The organism is Corynebacterium gallinarum (genome assembly GCF_014837045.1).
GTDB classification, from domain to species: Bacteria; Actinomycetota; Actinomycetes; order Mycobacteriales; family Mycobacteriaceae; genus Corynebacterium; species Corynebacterium gallinarum.
Window position 1 is genome coordinate 44,932 of sequence record NZ_JACSPR010000013.1, and the last position, 17,885, is coordinate 62,816.

Annotated in this window: 9 protein-coding genes and 1 riboswitch; of the genes, 2 read left to right on the forward strand and 7 right to left on the reverse strand. The window is 60.0% G+C overall.

Annotation, left to right across the window (positions count from 1 at the left end; genetic code table 11):
- Nucleotides 1-33: 33 nt before the first annotated feature.
- From H9627_RS13300 to gndA, 5 genes are all read right to left on the reverse strand, one after another.
- Entirely contained in the window at nt 34-1,416 is a 1,383-nt protein-coding gene (locus H9627_RS13300; protein WP_191734511.1) for a DEAD/DEAH box helicase, read from the reverse strand.
- 74 nt (nt 1,417-1,490) lie between these two features.
- A complete protein-coding gene (locus H9627_RS13305) occupies nt 1,491-2,972 on the reverse strand; it encodes an NAD-dependent succinate-semialdehyde dehydrogenase (RefSeq protein WP_191734512.1) in 1,482 nt (493 codons plus the stop codon).
- Between the two features lie 277 nt (nt 2,973-3,249).
- A complete protein-coding gene (locus H9627_RS13310; RefSeq protein WP_191734513.1) occupies nt 3,250-8,058 on the reverse strand; it encodes a DEAD/DEAH box helicase in 4,809 nt (1,602 codons plus the stop codon).
- 31 nt (nt 8,059-8,089) lie between these two features.
- Nucleotides 8,090-11,755, reverse strand: a complete 3,666-nt coding sequence (locus tag H9627_RS13315; protein WP_191734514.1) for a hypothetical protein — start codon at nt 11,753-11,755, stop codon at nt 8,090-8,092.
- A 210-nt stretch (nt 11,756-11,965) separates the two neighbouring features.
- Nucleotides 11,966-13,420 carry an NADP-dependent phosphogluconate dehydrogenase gene (gene gndA / locus H9627_RS13320; RefSeq protein WP_191734515.1) on the reverse strand — a complete coding sequence of 485 codons (1,455 nt, stop codon included), beginning with the start codon at nt 13,418-13,420 and terminating at the stop codon, nt 11,966-11,968.
- 106 nt (nt 13,421-13,526) lie between these two features.
- On the opposite strand from gndA, the gene H9627_RS13325 reads away from it, so the two are divergent.
- On the forward strand, nt 13,527-14,000 hold the full coding sequence (locus tag H9627_RS13325; RefSeq protein WP_404826217.1) for a PaaI family thioesterase: 474 nt from the start codon (nt 13,527-13,529) through the stop codon (nt 13,998-14,000).
- A 56-nt stretch (nt 14,001-14,056) separates the two neighbouring features.
- Nucleotides 14,057-14,656, forward strand: coding sequence for a class I SAM-dependent methyltransferase (locus H9627_RS13330; RefSeq protein WP_191734516.1), 600 nt, complete (start codon nt 14,057-14,059; stop codon nt 14,654-14,656).
- Nucleotides 14,657-14,662: 6 nt separating this feature from the next.
- On the opposite strand, the gene H9627_RS13335 is transcribed toward H9627_RS13330, so the two are convergent.
- Nucleotides 14,663-16,882: a bifunctional hydroxymethylpyrimidine kinase/phosphomethylpyrimidine kinase gene (locus tag H9627_RS13335; RefSeq protein ID WP_191734517.1), complete on the reverse strand. Its 2,220-nt coding sequence runs from the start codon at nt 16,880-16,882 to the stop codon at nt 14,663-14,665.
- Entirely contained in the window at nt 16,879-17,691 is an 813-nt protein-coding gene (thiM, locus tag H9627_RS13340) for a hydroxyethylthiazole kinase (protein WP_191734518.1), read from the reverse strand. The genes H9627_RS13335 and thiM overlap by 4 nt, the downstream gene beginning before the upstream one ends.
- Nucleotides 17,685-17,785: riboswitch (TPP riboswitch) on the reverse strand. (Overlaps the previous gene by 7 nt.)
- Nucleotides 17,786-17,885: the final 100 nt, after the last annotated feature.

Here is a 17,885-nt window from a genome sequence, read left to right on the forward strand (position 1 = left end):
CTGTCAGGTGGTCCTGTCAGGAGATAGGGACTGTTAACCCTTTTGACCATCTTTCCTTGTGGTCTGACGCCTGGGGTTGGTGCTGCGGCCACCGGAGTTACGGGGGGTGGCAATGCCGTCCCCCTTGCCTCTGCGGGCGCCGCTGCGTGACCTCCGGCGGGGATTGCCGGTGGCATCCCTGCTGTCAGAACGATTGTTGGCGGATTTCTGTTCCCGCCTCGGCTGCTGACCGGGTAGGGCCAGCGGCGTGCCGGACGGGCGTCGGGCACCGGTGATCCGAACCAGTTCAGGGGAGTTCTCATGGACCTCGACCTCAGCGGCCTCAACGCCCGCCTTCTTGAAGAGATCCCTGACTTCCTTGACCTGTTCGTCCATCACCAATGTGACTACTGTACCGGTTGTTCCGGCGCGTGCGGTACGACCTGCCCGGTGGAGGTAGGCCTTGTGCTCAGCCGGGGGATCCACGTGCACCACCAGCGAGATGTCATCGACGTCGATGCCGCGGGCGGCGATGTCGGTGGCCACCAGGACCGGGATGGATCCGTCGGTGAAACCGGCCAGGGCATTGGTGCGGGTGTTCTGACCCTTGTCACCGTGGATACCCACGGCGTTGATGCCCACGCGGCGCAGTTTCTTCACCTGGCGGTCCACGCCGTGCTTGGTGCGCATAAACATGATGGTCTTGCCTTCACGTGCTGCGATGCGTTCGACCACCAGGGCCCGGGAATCACGACCGCCCACCAGCAGGCGGTAGTGCGTCATGGTGTTGACGGAGGCGGCCACCGGTGCGGTGGAGTGGGTGACCGGGTTGTGCATGTAGCGGTCGACCAGCTTGGTCACGTCACCATCGAGGGTGGCGGAGAACAACAGACGTTGCCCCTTTGCCGGGGTGAGGTCCATGAGGCGACGCACCTGGGGCAGGAAGCCCATGTCCGCCATGTGGTCGGCCTCATCGAGGGCGGTGATCTCCACCTGGGCCAGGGACAGCTTCTTCTGGTTCACCAGGTCCTGGGCGCGGCCGGGTGTGGCCACCAGGACATCCACCGGCCGCGCCAGTGCGGTGATGTTGCGGTTGATGTTGACGCCACCGACGACCTCGAGGGTGCGCAGCCCCATGGCTGCGGCCGGGCCCTCCAGGCGCTCGCGCACCTGGGCTGCGAGTTCACGGGTGGGCACCAGGATCAGGCCCCTGGGCTGGCCGGGGCGGGAGGCACCGGACTTGGCCAGGCGTGCCAGCATGGGCAGGCCGAAGGTGAAGGTCTTTCCCGAGCCGGTGGGGCCACGGCCGAGGACATCGCGTCCTGCGAGGGCATCCGGGATGGCTGCCGCCTGGATGGGGAAGGCATCCGTGATGCCCTCTTTGCGCAGTTCCTTGACAATAGGATCCGGCAGATTAAGTTCTGAAAATGTAGTCATCGTCTTATCAGAGTAGTCCTCGCAGGTTAAATGTGGTTAAAGACGCGCTCGGGCACACCGGTTGGAGGGGAGACTCAGTGATCCGCGTAGGGGTCGCGGATGCCGATGTACTGCAGCTGGGTGTACTCCTCGATGCCCTCGGTACCACCCTCCCGGCCGATACCGGACTGCTTGACACCACCGAACGGGGCCGCAGCATTGGAGATCACCCCCGAGTTGAAACCGAGCAGACCGAACTCCAGCTGGTCGGAGATCCGGAACATCCGGGCATAATCCTGCGTGAACAGGTAGGAGGCCAGTCCGTACTCGGTGTCATTGGCCAGCCGGATCGCCTCCTCCTCGGTGGTAAACGTGACAATCGGTGCGACCGGCCCGAAGATCTCCTCGGTGAGGATCCGCGCGCCGGGCGCGACATCGACCAGCACGGTGGGCTGGTAGAAGTAGCCCTCCCCCTCGCCGGCGGTGCCCCCGGTGAGCACGGTCGCACCCTCGGCGACGGCGTCGTCGACAAGCTTTGCGACGTTATCGCGTGCCTTCGCCTCGACCAGGGGGCCGACGGTGACACCGTCATCGAGACCGTTGCCGAGGGTGAGCTGGTTGAAACGTTCGGCCAGTCGGCGGCTGAAGTCCCCGGCGATGGATTCGTGGACCAGGAAGCGGTTGGCGGCGGTGCAGGCCTCGCCGATGTTGCGCATTTTCGCCCCCATCGCACCCTCGACGGCCAGGTCCAGGTCGACGTCCTCGAAGATGAGGAACGGGGCGTTGCCGCCGAGTTCCATGGAGGTGCGCAGGACCTTGTCCGCGGCCTTCTTCAGCAGTTGTTTGCCCACCGGGGTGGACCCGGTGAAGGAGACCTTGCGCAGGCGGTCATCGGCCATGATGGGATCGGAGATCGCGCTGGCGGACGCCCCGGACACCACATTGAGCACACCTGCAGGAAGACCCGCATCGAGCATGGTCTGTGCGAAGTACTGGGCGGTCAATGGGGTCAGGCGGGCAGGCTTGAGCACCATGGTGCAGCCGGCGGCGATCGCGGGGGCGACCTTGCGGGTGGCCATGGCCAGGGGGAAGTTCCACGGGGTGATCAGCAGGCAGGGACCGACCGGTTTGCGCACGGTCAGCATGCGGTGGGTGCCCTCGGGTGTCTGACCGTGACGGCCGTAGTTGCGCACAGCCTCCTCGGAGAACCAGCGCAGGAATTCATTGCCGTAGGTGACCTCACCGCGGGCCTCAGCAATCGGTTTGCCCATCTCAAGGGTCATGAGCGTGGCGAACTCCTCGGCGCGCTCATTGATCAGCTCGAAGGCGCAGCGCAGGATGTCGGAGCGTTCCCGCGCGGGGGTCCTGGCCCAGCTTCCCTGGACTGTGCAGGCAGCATCCAGGGCGGCCAGCGCGTCGTCGCTGGTGGCTGACGCGAGGGTGGCAATGGTCTCCCCGGTAGCGGGGTTGTCCACGGTGTAGGTGGACCCATCGGAGGAGTCTCGCCAGGTATCACCGATGAGCAGCCCGGTGGGGACCTTGGTCAGGAGTGCAGAGACATCAAGCGGATCAGTCATGGGTGTGTCCTTCCGGGAGAGGTGAGATTGCCCCCACCAGGCTACGGGGAGCTGCGGGCTGGTGTCCGGCATGGGCGTGACCATCTTGACCTTGGATGCGTGTCCTGCCTGCCAGGCTCAGCCCTGGAACTGCGATCACACGTGCGAGGCGGAAGGGTAGAGAACCGGGGTGATTCCTAGACGACGGAGGCAGATTGAGGGGAACTGGTGCAGGTGGCATTCGTTGCCCGACCTTCCCATCATCGAGGGCCCCAACGACGGGAAAATCTGCAGGCTCCTAGACGGTCAGGCGGGCTGCCTTCTCCATGTGTTCCAGCAGTTCGAGAGCTAAATCCCTACGGAGCTCATTGTGGTATCGCTGGTTGCTATAGGAGCGCAAACATGCATAGCAGGAGGTATCGAGGCCACAGGAACAGGTCGCAACTCTGTGCATGGCGGAATGAAGAACCACCCGAAAATTCTCCCGCACCTTCCTGGTGATACCCGCACCTCCCGGAACCGTATCGAAGAACACCATGGTCGGGGTTCCGTCATGCCAGGACATTGTCCCGTTGAGGTCGTCGCGGTTGATTTCCAGCTTCTCCGAAGCGGCCTCAATCAACGCATACAGTGCAGGGCGCCACTCCCTGAAGTCAGTAGACCGGAAGGAGGGAACAGCAACAGTTGCGATGTCAGTCTGGTAGGTATGGCCGAATGAGCGAAGCACCAGGGAGCCTGAACAGTCCTTCTGGTTGTAGGGATTTGAGTGCGTTCTCGGACGGTTTTCCATGGCCGTGGAAAAGCCGCATGATTCGCAGTAAGCGTATCCGCGGTTGTTGGGGCCGGTCTCGATGATGCCCATCTCGGTTCTGGCCCAGGCGTTTGTGAGAACCTGCACCTGCTCGACACCCTCAGAATTACGGTATTCCTCGGACGCGAGGTTTTCCCCGAAGCTACTGACGAATTCCCGACGGTTCCAGCGACGGGCGGGTGGAGTCATGCCGACCTGGCCCGGGGTTTGCTTCGCCACAAACCCATACACGGGTTGGATGAATTTCTTGGAGTAGCCGGTTGCCGGAAGGGCGGTGGAGCATTGAGAACATTGATGACCATCTTCAAACTCCTGAAGTGATGTTTCTATGTGATCACACGTGTCACATACAACCCAGTTGTACGTTAACAGCTTCTTTCCGGGAAGGTGCCGAACTCCTGCCGACTCCCAGGTTTTTCCGCCTGCCACAACTTCTGCTCCCGGTGCGTAGTCACTGATCGCGAGTTGAAGGTCACGCGAGAGGCTGATTTTGTTTCCTGATTCGCTGAAGTTGGTGTGGAGATCCACCGTGTCTACGGGGAAACTGTACTTGGGAAGCAGATTCTTTTTCGCCATGAAGCCCAGGAGGTTCTGATCCGTCAGGGTTCGGAGGGTGTATTTATACGCATCAGCTCTTCGCCCTTCTCCTTGGCTGAGCAGGATGCGGCGCATGCCCGCCAAGGTGTCAAAATCCTGCGTTACCCCGATTTGTACCGCTTCGAGAATCTCGAAATATTTCTGGGTCCAAGTTCCGTCGTCGATGCCCAGTTCGTCCTGAACTCCTGATGGCAGCGTGCGCTTGAGGGCATCTGTGATCTCAGGGGGAACGGGTGTAAGGAATGACTCAAGCAGTGGGGGCCCCATGACCGAACCATCCAGCTTGGGATTGATGCTGGCAATCTTTTCCGCCAGGAAGAAATCCCCCACGGTTGACCAGGTCACCCCTCGAGCCGCCTGGTCGCGGAGAAAGGCGGAAAAAGCGATGGAGAACGCATGACGCCGTGCAATGCTCGGGTTGTCCAGATGGAGAAACGGGGCCGTCATCTCCCCGTCAATCATGGCAATCGGATCCCTGAAAACGGTCATATCGTGTGCTGCGCGGCGTGCAAAGGTTAAAACAAATGCAGCGGAGCCAGATCGTCGACCTGCGCGACCTGCCCGTTGCACATAGTTGGCGGTTCGCGGTGGGACGTTGCGCAGCATCACGGACTGCAGATCACCGACGTCTACGCCGAGCTCAAAAGTGGTTGAACAACTCAGTACGTTCACGTCACCATTAATGAACTGTCTCTGGACTTCGGCGGCCTCAGTGGGTGTCCACTGAGCTGTATGTTCTTTCGCGGAAAGCGGAAGAATCTGCATTTCTTCCGCCAGCCTCCGATAGTGATCCTCTGCGACTGCAGGGGTGTCAACGTCGATGGGAGACAGCGTGCCTGGGCAGAAACCGTTCGGGCACAGATCCAGCACATTGAAGGCTGTTATCGTCCGGCAGGTAGTGCATTGGAACCAGTCATGATCGCGTCCCGGGCTTACCTGTAGGGCCTTGTAATTGAGTGCCTGACCCTGGGATTTCGAGCTCGGTAAGAGGACGATCTCAGATTTTTCGAGATCATCCCACGTTATTTTGAACAGTTGATACACTATGGTTTCAATCTGATCCTCGTAACCGAGACGCCCCAAAACTTTGGTGAAAAGATCCTTACGATTATTAGTTCCGCGTTTGGGAATCCATGAGTAAAGACGTCGCTTGGGATCACGGCCACCGTCGAACCTGAAGAAGTGATTTCCTGTTCGTGGCTCAAAACGGGCACTATCCATGGAGACGAAGTCGGGCGTAGTGATAGCACCTTTGTGTCGGATGTCCTGAGCAAGAATGTTCAGGAAGTCAAGAGCTGTTTTCTGATCGCCGAAAAGTGTGGTCAGGCCGTGAACCGTTTTCAAACGCTTCGCTGCATTCGGGGCCAGCTCGATCCTGGAGAGTCCTAGGCCTTCTGTTGAGATTCGACGGGTAGTCGAGGCGATATCGGAGAAAACCCATGGTCCCACTTCTTCAAGGGTCTCCTGAGTTGACAGTGCTTCTTTTACGACTCGCTCCCGTTTCGCAATCTGCGATGCCCGTGTGATCCATCTATCTATGGGCGCACCATTGCGGAATTCCTCCTCTTGCAGAGTTTCCACCAGGATGCGGCGCTCCAGTAATCGCCCGTAGGAGTTCTCGAGATAGGGTGCTGCGTAGGCTGCCGCCTGACGAGAATCAGAAAAAGACAACAGCTTCCTACCAGCACCGACTTTCCGGGCAACCGTTTCATCATCTGCTTCAGGAAGCAATTGGAATAGCGAGGTAGCAAGTACCGAAGGGGCTGCGTTAACGTCTGTCTGAAGTCTGCGGATCAGCGTCTTGGCTTGGCCACCACAGACGATGCACGACTCTAGTTTTCCCATCTTCCGTGGCAGAAGCCGCACTGAGAGAAGCTCTATGCCCCTGCAAGAAGCGGTGGGGCATGAACGAAACTGCGTGTCCATCAACCGGCCACAACACGCGCAGAGCTTGATGAGTTGCGACTCTTGCTCATCAGTAGTGTCGGACACTACCTCCTGATCATCCTCATCGACAGGGGCTTCCTCTGATAGCTCCGATAGCACCACCCATCGGAGATATCTGTCGTCGCCTGCTGCTTCAGGTGAACGGAACGTGCCGCGTTCTTCAACACCGGCTAGATGAACGGCGCCACACTTCGTGCACGTTCCCATCTCATAGGCCGGCCGATCTGAATCCGGGAGCGTGATATGGCGATCTAGGGTGATCTCAGGAGTCATCCCTTCCCGAAAACCCAGATACGCGCCCTCGGCTGAACGGACGAACATGTGATAGCGGGCAGAAAGAGCAGGAATGCCCGTGGCGGACAGAACTTTACTGCCTAGCAATACCAGCATATGAGCCCGATGCATTGCCTCTTCTGCCGTGGCATCGGGCCATAGAGCCTGTCCCACTTCTGATAGCGGGAAACTGTGGTGGGCTAACAGTGCACGCAGTTTTACGATGTGATGTTCCCGGGAGAGAAGTTCGTATGTATCTGTGCCTTCTGTCGCCGAAGCCTGTCGATTCAGCTCCGCTGACAATGCGGCGGCTGATTCAGGGGCATCGAAGTGTTCTTCCTGGAACGCCCACGTTGAAGACTCGGGTAACTGCAGCTTTTCGGCTAGAACAAGATCCTGTCGGGCGGGATCGTCCCTGTGATATTCAAAAGGTTCCCCGAAAATGTCAGAACCGAATCGGACGATATTTTCTGGTAATCCTTCAAGTGAAGCGCTGGTAGCGATACACCTCAGGGGGGTGCTTCGCGTCACACGGTCTTTAAGTCTGCGGAGCAACATGCCGACTTCGGTTCCCTGTGCACCAGCATAAACATGAGCCTCATCGATGACTATGAACTTCCAGTCATTCGAATACTGATCATCAAAGAAGGCATTGTCTTCCGGACGGAGGAGAAGATACTCCAACATCGCGTAGTTCGTCAGCAGGATATGCGGAGGTGTTTTCTGCATCTCCTCTCGACTCAACAGTTCGTTGGGGATGGGGACAGAATCCTGACCGTTGATTTGGCGATACAGGATCTCTGCTTCAGCTCGGGATGGTTTGGTTTCCCCGGTGTAGCGTCCAAACGTTACCTGAGGCACATCAGCCAAAAGATCGCGCAGGCGTTTCACCTGGTCGTTGGCCAGAGCGTTCATGGGATAGAGGAGAAGCGCTCGAACACCGGGGCCTAGTGTCCCCGCTGAATGCTGTCTCAACAGCTCATCGATGATCGGAATGAGGAAACTCTCGGTTTTTCCTGAACCCGTGCCGGTGGAAACGATCAGGTTGCGACCGTCTTTAATCTTCCGCAGAGCTTTTTCCTGGTGTCGATACAGTGGTCGGTCGAGTTTGAGGGCGTGATCTAAAGTTGCGAATTCTGGCGAGAGGATTCCTTCGGCAATGAGGTCTCGAGCTGCCTTACCAGGTGCGTACGGTGGTGTCAGCTGAAGAATCGGCCCCTTGGTCAGATTCGGGGCTGTATCGACGGCGCGGTTGAACTCGCGTGCGATTGCCTCATTGCTCGGTCTTAGCATTGTCTTTAAGTAGCGGCGGTAATCCGCACTGATACTTTTCGCAGCAGCAACCGGGTCGATATTCCTGGCACTTGCTAGTTCCGCGGTGTGGAGGGAGGAGTCCTCCCCAGGGTTGGATTGTTCTGTGTCCTGAGAGAGCAGATCGGAGAACAGATGGTTGAAATCTGGGAGATCGGGAGTGGTCATAGTCGTTCCTTCAGTAGATCGGAGTTTACTCTCAACGGGTAGACGCAGACAGTACTGTCGCTTCTGCGCATACAAGATCGAACCCGGTTAGTAGAGGAATCCGGCGGGCAAGTGTCGCCCAGGCATGATTCAAATGCTTTAACTCTTGAATGGGGAAGATCACTTCGTGCGCCATCATTCGTGCCAGAAGACTCTGAACGAAAGATATATAGGGCGCGTACAACCAGTTTTCCTTCTCGCTCCGGCGTTGCTCCTCGGCGATACTGCAGAGATCTCGAGCAATGAGTTTGAGCTCGGGATCGTCGAGACGATCAATGAGGTGTTCCTTATCTTTGGTCACAGCGTAGAGATTCCAGAGGTGCATATTGGCAGTAATATCCCGGCGGTTGTCTAACCATTCCAACTGAGCGATCAGACGAGATTCCTCTGAAATCAGAGGAGCCCCTGCTCCTGTAACGTCGAGCATCTCGCGGATGAGCTCTGTGCCACTTTCCCGCACGATCTTAAGTTCTGCTTCCCTGGGCAGTGGGCCCCTGATGATGCTGCTGTCTAGATCGTGTCCCTTGAAGATCTTCCATAGGTTAATTCCACCGACCTGTTTGACATAGCGTTCCGATTCCAATCGTTCTTCGCGCGTGGCATCAGTTAGTGAATTTGATTGTGCGATTGCATGAAGGTCATTCAATTCTTGAATCAGACCGATCCAGGGTACCGGGTGGATGTCACCGGAGGTTTCCTCAGTTTCAAAAGACCGGGTATGCAGACCGGATCTGATGAACGCCTCGAATTGACGCTCATGGGGAATAGGACTTCGATCGAGTTCATTCAGCGAAACGCGCGGATCCCTCAGAAGGTGAGAAGAAGTGGCTTCATCGAAGGCCAGAAGGCTGGGGATGCTCCGGGATTCCTTCCGCCCCAGGACATAGTGCATTTTATCCCGGGCTTCCCATACCACCTGGATTTCCTGCGGAAGCAACTCCTGAGCGGTTTGATAGTAAAACAGCCAGCGGTGGTCATTCGTAACGTCTAAACGGAGTTCGAGCAGAGACGGTTGATCTGCGATCACAGCCTGCGCGGACGGAGATTCCGGTTCCCAGAAGGTGAGGAACTCCTCCTCCCTAGTTTCGACGATCAGTGGTCCCTCATCCACCAACTCTGGCGGAACCGTTCCTGTCCGGCCATTCATGGGGATGTGAACAGGCGGGTCTAGGGGCCGGTGAATCTGCCATGCCCAGGTCTTAAGTGGCAGAGATGACTCACGTCCCAGTTCAACTGTTAACTGATTTCCCTCGAGTGTCGTGGCGCGAACCAGTGGATTCTTCGTCACCTGGAAAAGGGTAACGACCGACGGTTTGCGGGGATCCTCTCTCATGTCGGCAGAAGTTCTTCTCCATCTTTTCTGATCTCTCTCCCTGAATTTTCTCTCTACCCATTCCTCGGCGGTTAGAGCATTCCAGGAGGCAACAATGGAGAATTCTGCGTCAGAATCCATTGCCATGAGCAGTCGGGTGACTGGGACGCTCCAGGTGTTTGACCTCGTTCTGGACAAGGAAATTTCATGGACTTTGCTGACATCTTTACGGCTGTGTGCGTGAGCCAGGGTAATGCGGACATCATGGACGGCCGTGGGGAAGCGCAGTTGGAAGTCCTCGCCTTCAGCTATTTCACTGAAATCGAACGTTTTGAATCCCGTTGACCATACAGAGATCTCCTGTCGGAGGGGTAGCCTATAGGTCATCTTCGGGGGCTCGACCGAAACCTGGAGTGAGTAGGTCTCGGGATCCTCCGTGCTGGCGACTGTGAAGGGCTGATTTTCATCCGGGTTTCGTAGAGCCTGCGTTTCAGTGGGATGTAGGAGTCCGGAATCAGGGGCGGAAGAGAAATCGATGAGGACTTTTCGTAGGGTAGGAGACCCTTGGGGGGTTTTCATCGGAATTTGAAATGGACCGAATTCATGGGGTTGCTCGTAGTCCAGTTTCAGTTTCAGTCCTTCCGCCAGATTGAAAACCTTTTGGTCCAACAGCCGTCCGTCACGGAGGATACTGACACGGAACTGTCCTACCCACGGGTCGTTAACCGATTCGAACAACGGGAAATGTACCCGGCGCAGGGAATCCTCGACGCCATAGGGATCCATGGGAAGGGTTGTTCCGTCGGGGAGTAATTGAGCGTAGTGGAGGGTCCAGGTGTGAGAATCGCGCGGTATCCAGACTGTCGGCGACGCATCGAAAACCGGCAAGCGGTCGGGACCTTTCAGATGTGGAATGGTCGAGTCTTGACTCCACACAGGACCAGAGAACTTCTTGATATCAACCGTAGTGCGATGCCCCCGATGGGACATGGTGAGTGTCGAAACATGATCCAGGTGCATCTGCTTCAAGACCCATTTGCTCCACCCGTAGGGACTCCCCAGGTCTTGTGGGGCGAAGGATCTATTGTTGACTGTCGTCGCCCGGATAAACATCTCCGATGGGGCAAGCGCCAGTACCTTCTGGTTGCGGAGCTGATGTTGGTTCTTCAACTGCCTGCCTGCCTGGTTGAGAAACAGAGCGGGTTGCTGCCCACCGAGGTTTTCCACCAGAGAAAGACGTTCCCCACCCGGTTTGATCACTGAAAGGTTTGCGAAGGGTTTGGCGAGATTGACCCGGAGTTCGTCAAACCCGCCACTACTCCAGTCCTCAGAGGGTTCCACCTTCCGGGAGGACTCATCGGTGTTGACCGTCCACACCGGGGCATCATGACCCGCTCGCTGCTCTCTGGTGACTTTAGGGAAGACCAGAAAGACTTCCAATGTCTCCAGGTCTATCTCAACCCGTGGATCTGGGAAGTCTGAGGGAGGCTGGATCATCGTGTCAGCCTGGCTGCTTACCTGCTGGCCTGACAGAACTTTTAAAAGAAAGGAAAATGCGGGTTCCGGAAGGCCGTGGGTGCCTGAGAAGTTGTCGATATCCTGCTTGTCATCCAGGCTGCGGTACCACCCGTGAATCTCGTAGAGACGGGCGAAAATATCCTGAGCTCGTTCGGGAAGGTGCAGGGCAAGACGACGCAGAGACACCGAGGAGTTAAGGCTAGGCTCATTGTTGCTCAGAGACGACGAGACGAATTGGGCGAAAACTCCAGAATCCTTGAAGGTTTGCCCTTGGACTTCCAATTCTTCGATAGCTTGGGCGATGAGTTCGACATCACGGCTGATAATCCCCGCGTGGAGTTGTATTGTTCCCACATGGTCCCCTCCGATCAGAGATGCGCCATCGAAGGTGGCTAACTTCTTTTTCCGTAGCTCAGCGACGAGTTGCTTACGGATGATGTCGTAAAAAACTGACGATTCCCGGACCTGCAGTCGGTTCCACAGGCGATCCCAGTAGCTTTCGCCACGATCGAGTAGAGTAGCGCCCACCAAAGCACTGAGAACCACCATGGGGTAGTCGTTGAAGAGTTTCGAGAAGCGTTGGGGATAGTTGATGATACCCTGGAGGGCTTCCCCCAGCAGGTCAACCGTCCAGTGGTACTCATCAGTGCTCAGCTGTAAATCCGCGATGAGCAGCGGGTCGGGTAGTACCTGCGCCCGCCCCTTATTGTCAATGGGTGAAATCGCTTCATGCAGCACCGCATTAGCAGCGAAAAGTCGTTCCCCAAGGGTCCCGGTTCCCGCGTCGGTTAGGTGCCGGACTTCTTTTTGACGCTTTCCGATAGTCAAATTCTAAACTTTCATCTAAGAAAATCTGATACTAAACCTGATGAAGAGTATATATACCTACCGGATGTAAGTTGCAGGAGGTAGAACATGTGTACTTCTACAGGGCCTACGCTGAGTACCTTTCGTCCTATTTCAGACACGACATAGCTAGAAAGGCGTTACCCCAGAATCATCTGAGGTAACGCCTCTTTAGGGGTCGGAGCAGGGTGCCTAGACCTCAAGCTCGCTGCGGTCACCGGACCACAGGGTGTGGAAGGAACCGGGCTTGTCGATGCGGTGGTAGGTGTGTGCACCGAAGAAGTCACGCTGGCCCTGGATGATGGCGGCCGGCAGACGCTCGGCACGCAGGGAGTCGTAGTAGGCCAGGGAGGAGGTGAACACCGGTGCCGGCAGACCCAGCTGGGTGACGTAGATGACGATCCGTCGCCAGGAGTCCATCAGGTCCTCGAGCTCACCCTTGAAGTAGGGGTCGAGCAACAGGGAGGGCAGCTCCGGGTCATTGTCGTAGGCCTCAACGATGCGGTTGAGGAACTTCGCCCGGATGATGCAGCCGCCGCGCCAGATGGTGGCGAGGTCGCGGGGGTCAACACCCCAGTTGTGCTCATCGGAACCGGCCTTGATCTCGTCGAAGCCCTGGGAGTAGGCCACCAGCTTGGAGGCGTACAGTGCGCGACGGACATCCTCGACGAATTCCGCCTTGTCCAGCCCCAGCTTGTCGAAGGTGGTCAGGGCACCGGTCGGCAGGTTGCCCTGTGCGGCCTTGCGCTGATCGAGGGAGGAGGACAGGGCACGGGCAAAGACGGCCTCGCCGATGCCGGTGACGGGAACACCGAGGTCGAGGGCTTCCTTGACGGTCCAGCGACCGGTGCCCTTCTGGCCTGCGGCGTCGAGGATGACGTCGACAAGCGGCTTGCCGGTCTCGGCGTCGACCTGGCGCAGGACCTCAGCGGTGATCTCGATGAGGTAGGAGTCCAGATCGCCCTTGTTCCACTCGGCGAAGACATCGGCGATCTCGGCTGGCTCCATGCCGGCGCCGAAACGCAGCAGCTGGTAGGCCTCGCCGATGACCTGCATGTCGGCGTACTCGATGCCGTTGTGGACCATCTTGACGAAGTGGCCGGCTCCATCAGGGCCGATGTGGGTCACGCAGGGAACGCCGTCAACCTTGGCCGCGATGGACTCCAGCAGGGGGCCGAGGGCCTCCCAGGATTCCTTCGGGCCACCGGGCATGATGGACGGGCCGTTGAGGGCACCTTCCTCACCACCGGAGATACCGGCACCGACGAAGTGACGGCCACGGGCCGCCATCTCCTTCTCACGGCGAACGGTGTCGGTGTAGAGAGCGTTGCCACCATCGATGATGATGTCCCCCTCCTCCATCGCATCCGCAAGCTGGTTGATCACGGCATCGGTGGCGGCACCGGCCTGCACCATGACGATGGCGCGGCGGGGCTTTTCCAGGGCGGCGACGAAATCCTCGACGGTCTTGGTGGGGATGAAGTTGCCGTCGGTGGCATAATCGGAGATGAGCTTGTCGGTCTTGTCGGTGCTGCGGTTGTAGACAGCGACGGTGTGACCGTTGCGGGCGAAGTTACGGGCGAGGTTGGACCCCATTACAGCGAGGCCAACCACACCGATCTGGGCGAGGGAATCTGGGTTTGTCATAGTTATGATCATACGCACAGCCCCGCCGGATGTCAGCACGATTCACCCAAAAGGTAATATCATTTAGATCACATCTGCTGGCGCTGGCCCCACTATGCTCTGGACCATGTCACAGATGTCCCAGAACCCCCAGAACGAAATCACCGATGTCTTCTCCATGGCACGGATCGCCGAGCAACGCACCCTCACCCAGGAGGAGTTGGAGCAGCTCAACACCGCCAGCGCCGGCCTCAACCGCACCCTCGGCCTGCGGTATGTGGAGGTCGGCCCCGAACGCGTCGTCAGCGAACTACGCGTCACCGCAAACCACCTGCAGCCCGCCGGCCTGGTCAACGGAGGTGTCTACTGCGCCATCGCCGAATCCACCGGGTCCACGGCAGGCATCATCTTCGGACGGGGCAAGCCCGTGGTCGGTGTCAACAACAACACCGATTTCATCGCCTCGGTCCGCAACGGCGTGATCAGGGCTGAGGCCACCGCCATCCAGAAGGGCGGCCGCACCCAGGTATGGCAGATTCTCTGCACCCACAACGGCGAACTGGTGGCCCGCACCACCCTGCGCACCATGGTCCTGGGCTGACCGGGAGCTGACTCTCTTTTGGCCCCTGCGCGCCGGGTCTTCCTATACTCGGGTGCATGCCAACCTGGAAAGAAATCACCGCCAACAACCCGTCCCACTCCGAGAACTACGCCCGACGCTGGCGCAACCTCGTGGCCGAGGGGGAGGACATCTACGGTGAGGCCCGCCTCATCGACGCGATGGCGCCACGCGGTGCCCGGATCCTCGACGCCGGGTGTGGCACCGGCCGCATCGGTGGCTACCTCTCCGAGCGCGGCCACGATGTGCTGGGCACCGATCTGGACCCGGTGCTCATCGGCTACGCCAAGCAGGATTACCCCAAGGCCCGGTGGGTGGTGGGGGATCTGTCCACCGATCCCATCCCGGAGGACAACTTCGATCTGATCGTCTCCGCCGGAAACGTCATGGGTTTCCTCGCCGAGGAGGGTCGTCAGCCCGCCCTGGAGAATCTTCACCGTGCACTCGCCCCGCACGGCCGTGCCGTCATCGGTTTTGGTGCGGGCCGGGGCTGGGATTTCGGGAACTTCCTGGCCACCGCCCGTGCCGCCGGCTTCGAGCTGGAGAACGCCTACGAGTCCTGGGAGCTGCATCCGTTTGTTGCAGAGTCCCAGTTCCTCGTCGCCGTGTTCACCCGTAACAGGCAGCCCGCCAGCTAGATTCCGCTAGTTCCAGCCCCGCCTGGTGGCCTGGTCGAAGAACTCCCGTTCGTGGACGCAGGCACTCAGGTAGGTCTGGGCTGCAACCCGCTGCTGGTCAGGGCCAGCCCCGGCCATCGCCGCCTCAACCCGTGCGATGGCTTTGGCCGTGCCGGCCAGGAACCCCTCACCGGAATAGGTGTCCAACCAGTCGGTGTAGGGGTGTTCGGCGTGATTCTGCTTCGCCAGGATGAGTCCGATCTCCGCATACAGCCAGTAACAGGGCAGGACCGCGGCCGCACCCACCACATAGTCATCGGCGTGGGAGCGGGCGATGAGGAAATCGGTGTAGGCCATGGTCACCGGGGAGGGGGCGGACACCCCGGTCTCGGCAAGTCCCTTGTTCAGGTAGGTTCGGTGCAGCTCCGCCTCCACGGTGATGCACTCGGCGGCGCTGGTGGCCCAGTCCACCTGGGCGGAGGCATCCGGGGCCCGTGAGCTCAGGGTGGCCAGGGCGCGGGAGTACTGACGCAGATAGTGGGCGTCCTGATCGATGTAGAACAGGAACTCCTCCCGCGACAGGGTGCCGTCACCCAGTCCCCGGATGAACCCGGAGTCGAGTATCTCGCCTAGGACATCGCCGGTGGCCTCCCACAGTGCCTGGGTGTAAGGACCCGCCGGGGCAAGGGCGGGGACTGGACTCTGCGTACCAGACGGGGTGATGATCCCATCCCGGGGGGCACCGATCCGCAAATGTTGCCACGGCGTTGCATCCGCGGCACGCAGCAGGCGCCGGGTCACTGCGAAATGGTCCACCGGCCCGCTACCGGAGCCCACCTGCAGGGCATCGGCACCGCGCAGTGCCTCGTTGAGCCAGCGCGTCGACCAGTCCAGTGCCTTATCCACCGGGTCGCCTGCACCCATCCGGGTGGCCAGTGCCGCCGAGAGTGAACAGCCTGTTCCGTGGCTGTTGGTGGTGTTCACACGGGGGTTGGCCACCACGTGGACCCGACCGTCGGGAAATACCACCGCATTATCCGCCTGAGGACCTGTTAAGTGCCCACCCTTGACAATGACGGTTGTGCCCACGTCGGCCGCAAACCGTGTCGCCTGCTCGATCGCCATATCAAACGTCGGTGCGGGCTGCTCACCGCACAGCACCGCCAGCTCGGGGATGTTCGGGGTGATCACATCAACCACCGCCGCGAGCTCCAGCAGGGCCTCGGTGGCATCGGGATCCAGCAGGCTGTCACCGCTGGTGGCCACCATGACCGGATCCAGGATCACCGGACCGTGGGGGCGGGTGCGCAGCCACCCGGTGACCTGACGGACTGTGGCTGCCTGGCCGAGCATGCCGAGTTTGACCGCATCCACGGTGACATCGGAGAACACTGATTCCAGCTGCTCATCCAGGAAGTCAGCGGGTGGGGTGTGGACCGCGGTGACACCGTGGGTGTTCTGCGCGACAAGCGAGGTGATCACCGACATCCCGAAGCCACCGGCCGCGGCGATCGATTTCAGATCAGCCTGAACACCAGCACCACCGGTGGGGTCGGTGCCGGCGATGGTGAGCACCCGGGGCTGTGCCACGCGACGCCCCGTCTCCCACACCTCCAGCAGCTCCCGGGCGGCCTCCCCCGGGGAGGGGGCCGCCATGATCGCGGAGACCACGCACAGTCCATCCACCCCGGCACGGGCCAGATCCGCGGCGTTGTGCAGTCCCACCCCGCCGATGGCTACGGAGGCGATACCGTGGGCACGCGCCACCTCGGCCATGGCGGCAACACCCTCCACACCCACGGCCTGCGGGGCATCCGGTTTGGTGTCGGTTGCCTGAACGGGGCCGAGCCCGACCACATCCGGCAGGGCGATATCCCCCTGGGCACAGTCGGCGATCACCGCCTCCAGCTGGTCCATGTTCTCGATGGTCAACCCGATCATGAGGTGCGCGGGCAGCTGCTGGCGGGCCTGCACATAGGGCAGATCACCCTGCCCGATGTGCACGTGGCAACCCAGCTCCTGCGCGATGGCGAACCGGTCGTTGAGGAACAGGGGCACCCCCAGGCGGTCGCACACCTGCTTGATTTCCACGGCGCGTTCCCGGAAGGTCTGCTCATCGGCGTCCTTGTCGCGCAGTTGCACCACGGTGACACCACCGTCAATGGCCTGCTCGACGATGCCGGCGACCCGCTCGGGGCCACCTCCGAGGTGCGGGTCGGTCACGAGGTAGAGGCTGAAATCGGTCATCGGTTCTCCTCCCGGAGGTGGGTCAGGTTCTCAAGTTGGTGGCGGTCGAGTTGGTGGAGTGCGTCGAGAAGCGCCACGGCGAAGGAGCCCGGTGCGGTGGCGCGGGTGGCAGCGATGTGGCCGGCAGCCCCCAGGTGGGCGTGCGCGGCGATCACCGCGTCGTGGGGGCTGATGTCGGTGTCCCGGGTGGCACCGAGGTAGGCGGCGGTCAGCGCGCCGAGTGCGCAGCCGGTGCCGATGACCAGCTGCAGCATGGGATCACCGGACCTCAGCCAGGACACACGTCCCTCAGAGACAATGAGGTCCTCGGGCCCGGTGACGGCCACAACCCCGCCGGTGCGCCGGGCAAGTAGCTGGGCGGCCTCCAGTGCGTCGGCGACCTCGTCGGTCGCATCGACACCTCGTCCACCGGCGCCCAGGCCAGCCAGCGCGACGATCTCCGAGGCGTTGCCGCGTATCGCGGCGGGTTGCTTGTCGACGCTGTCACGGAGGAACGCCGATCGTTCCGCGAGACCACCCACACCGACCGGATCAAGCACCCAGGGCGTGCCGGCGGCGTTGGCGCCATCAACGGCACGGTTCATGCCCGCGTATTGTTCCGCCGATGGGGTGCCGGCATTGATGAGCACCCCGTCTGCGACCCCGGCGAAATCGAAGGATTCCGCGGGGGTGTCCACCATCGCCGGGCTGGCGCCGATGGCCAGGAGAGCGTTGGCGGTGAATTGCATGACCACGGCATTGGTCAGGCATTGGACAAGTGGGGTGGTGGTGCGCACCTGTGTGGGCGCATGAAGATATGAGTCAGCCATGCAACGGCCATCCCTTCGCTAGTACGAGCTAGAGCAGGTTCAACGGGTGTGTTCTCAGCCTGTCCGCGGTGGACGGGCACCCCGTGCCTGGTTTTCACCCTAGCAAAAGGTCTGGTCTGTACTGCTGGTGGGTGGAGATGACCCCTGGAAAGACGACAACACCCCCGGACACCTGCCGGTTGTCCCGGCGGTAT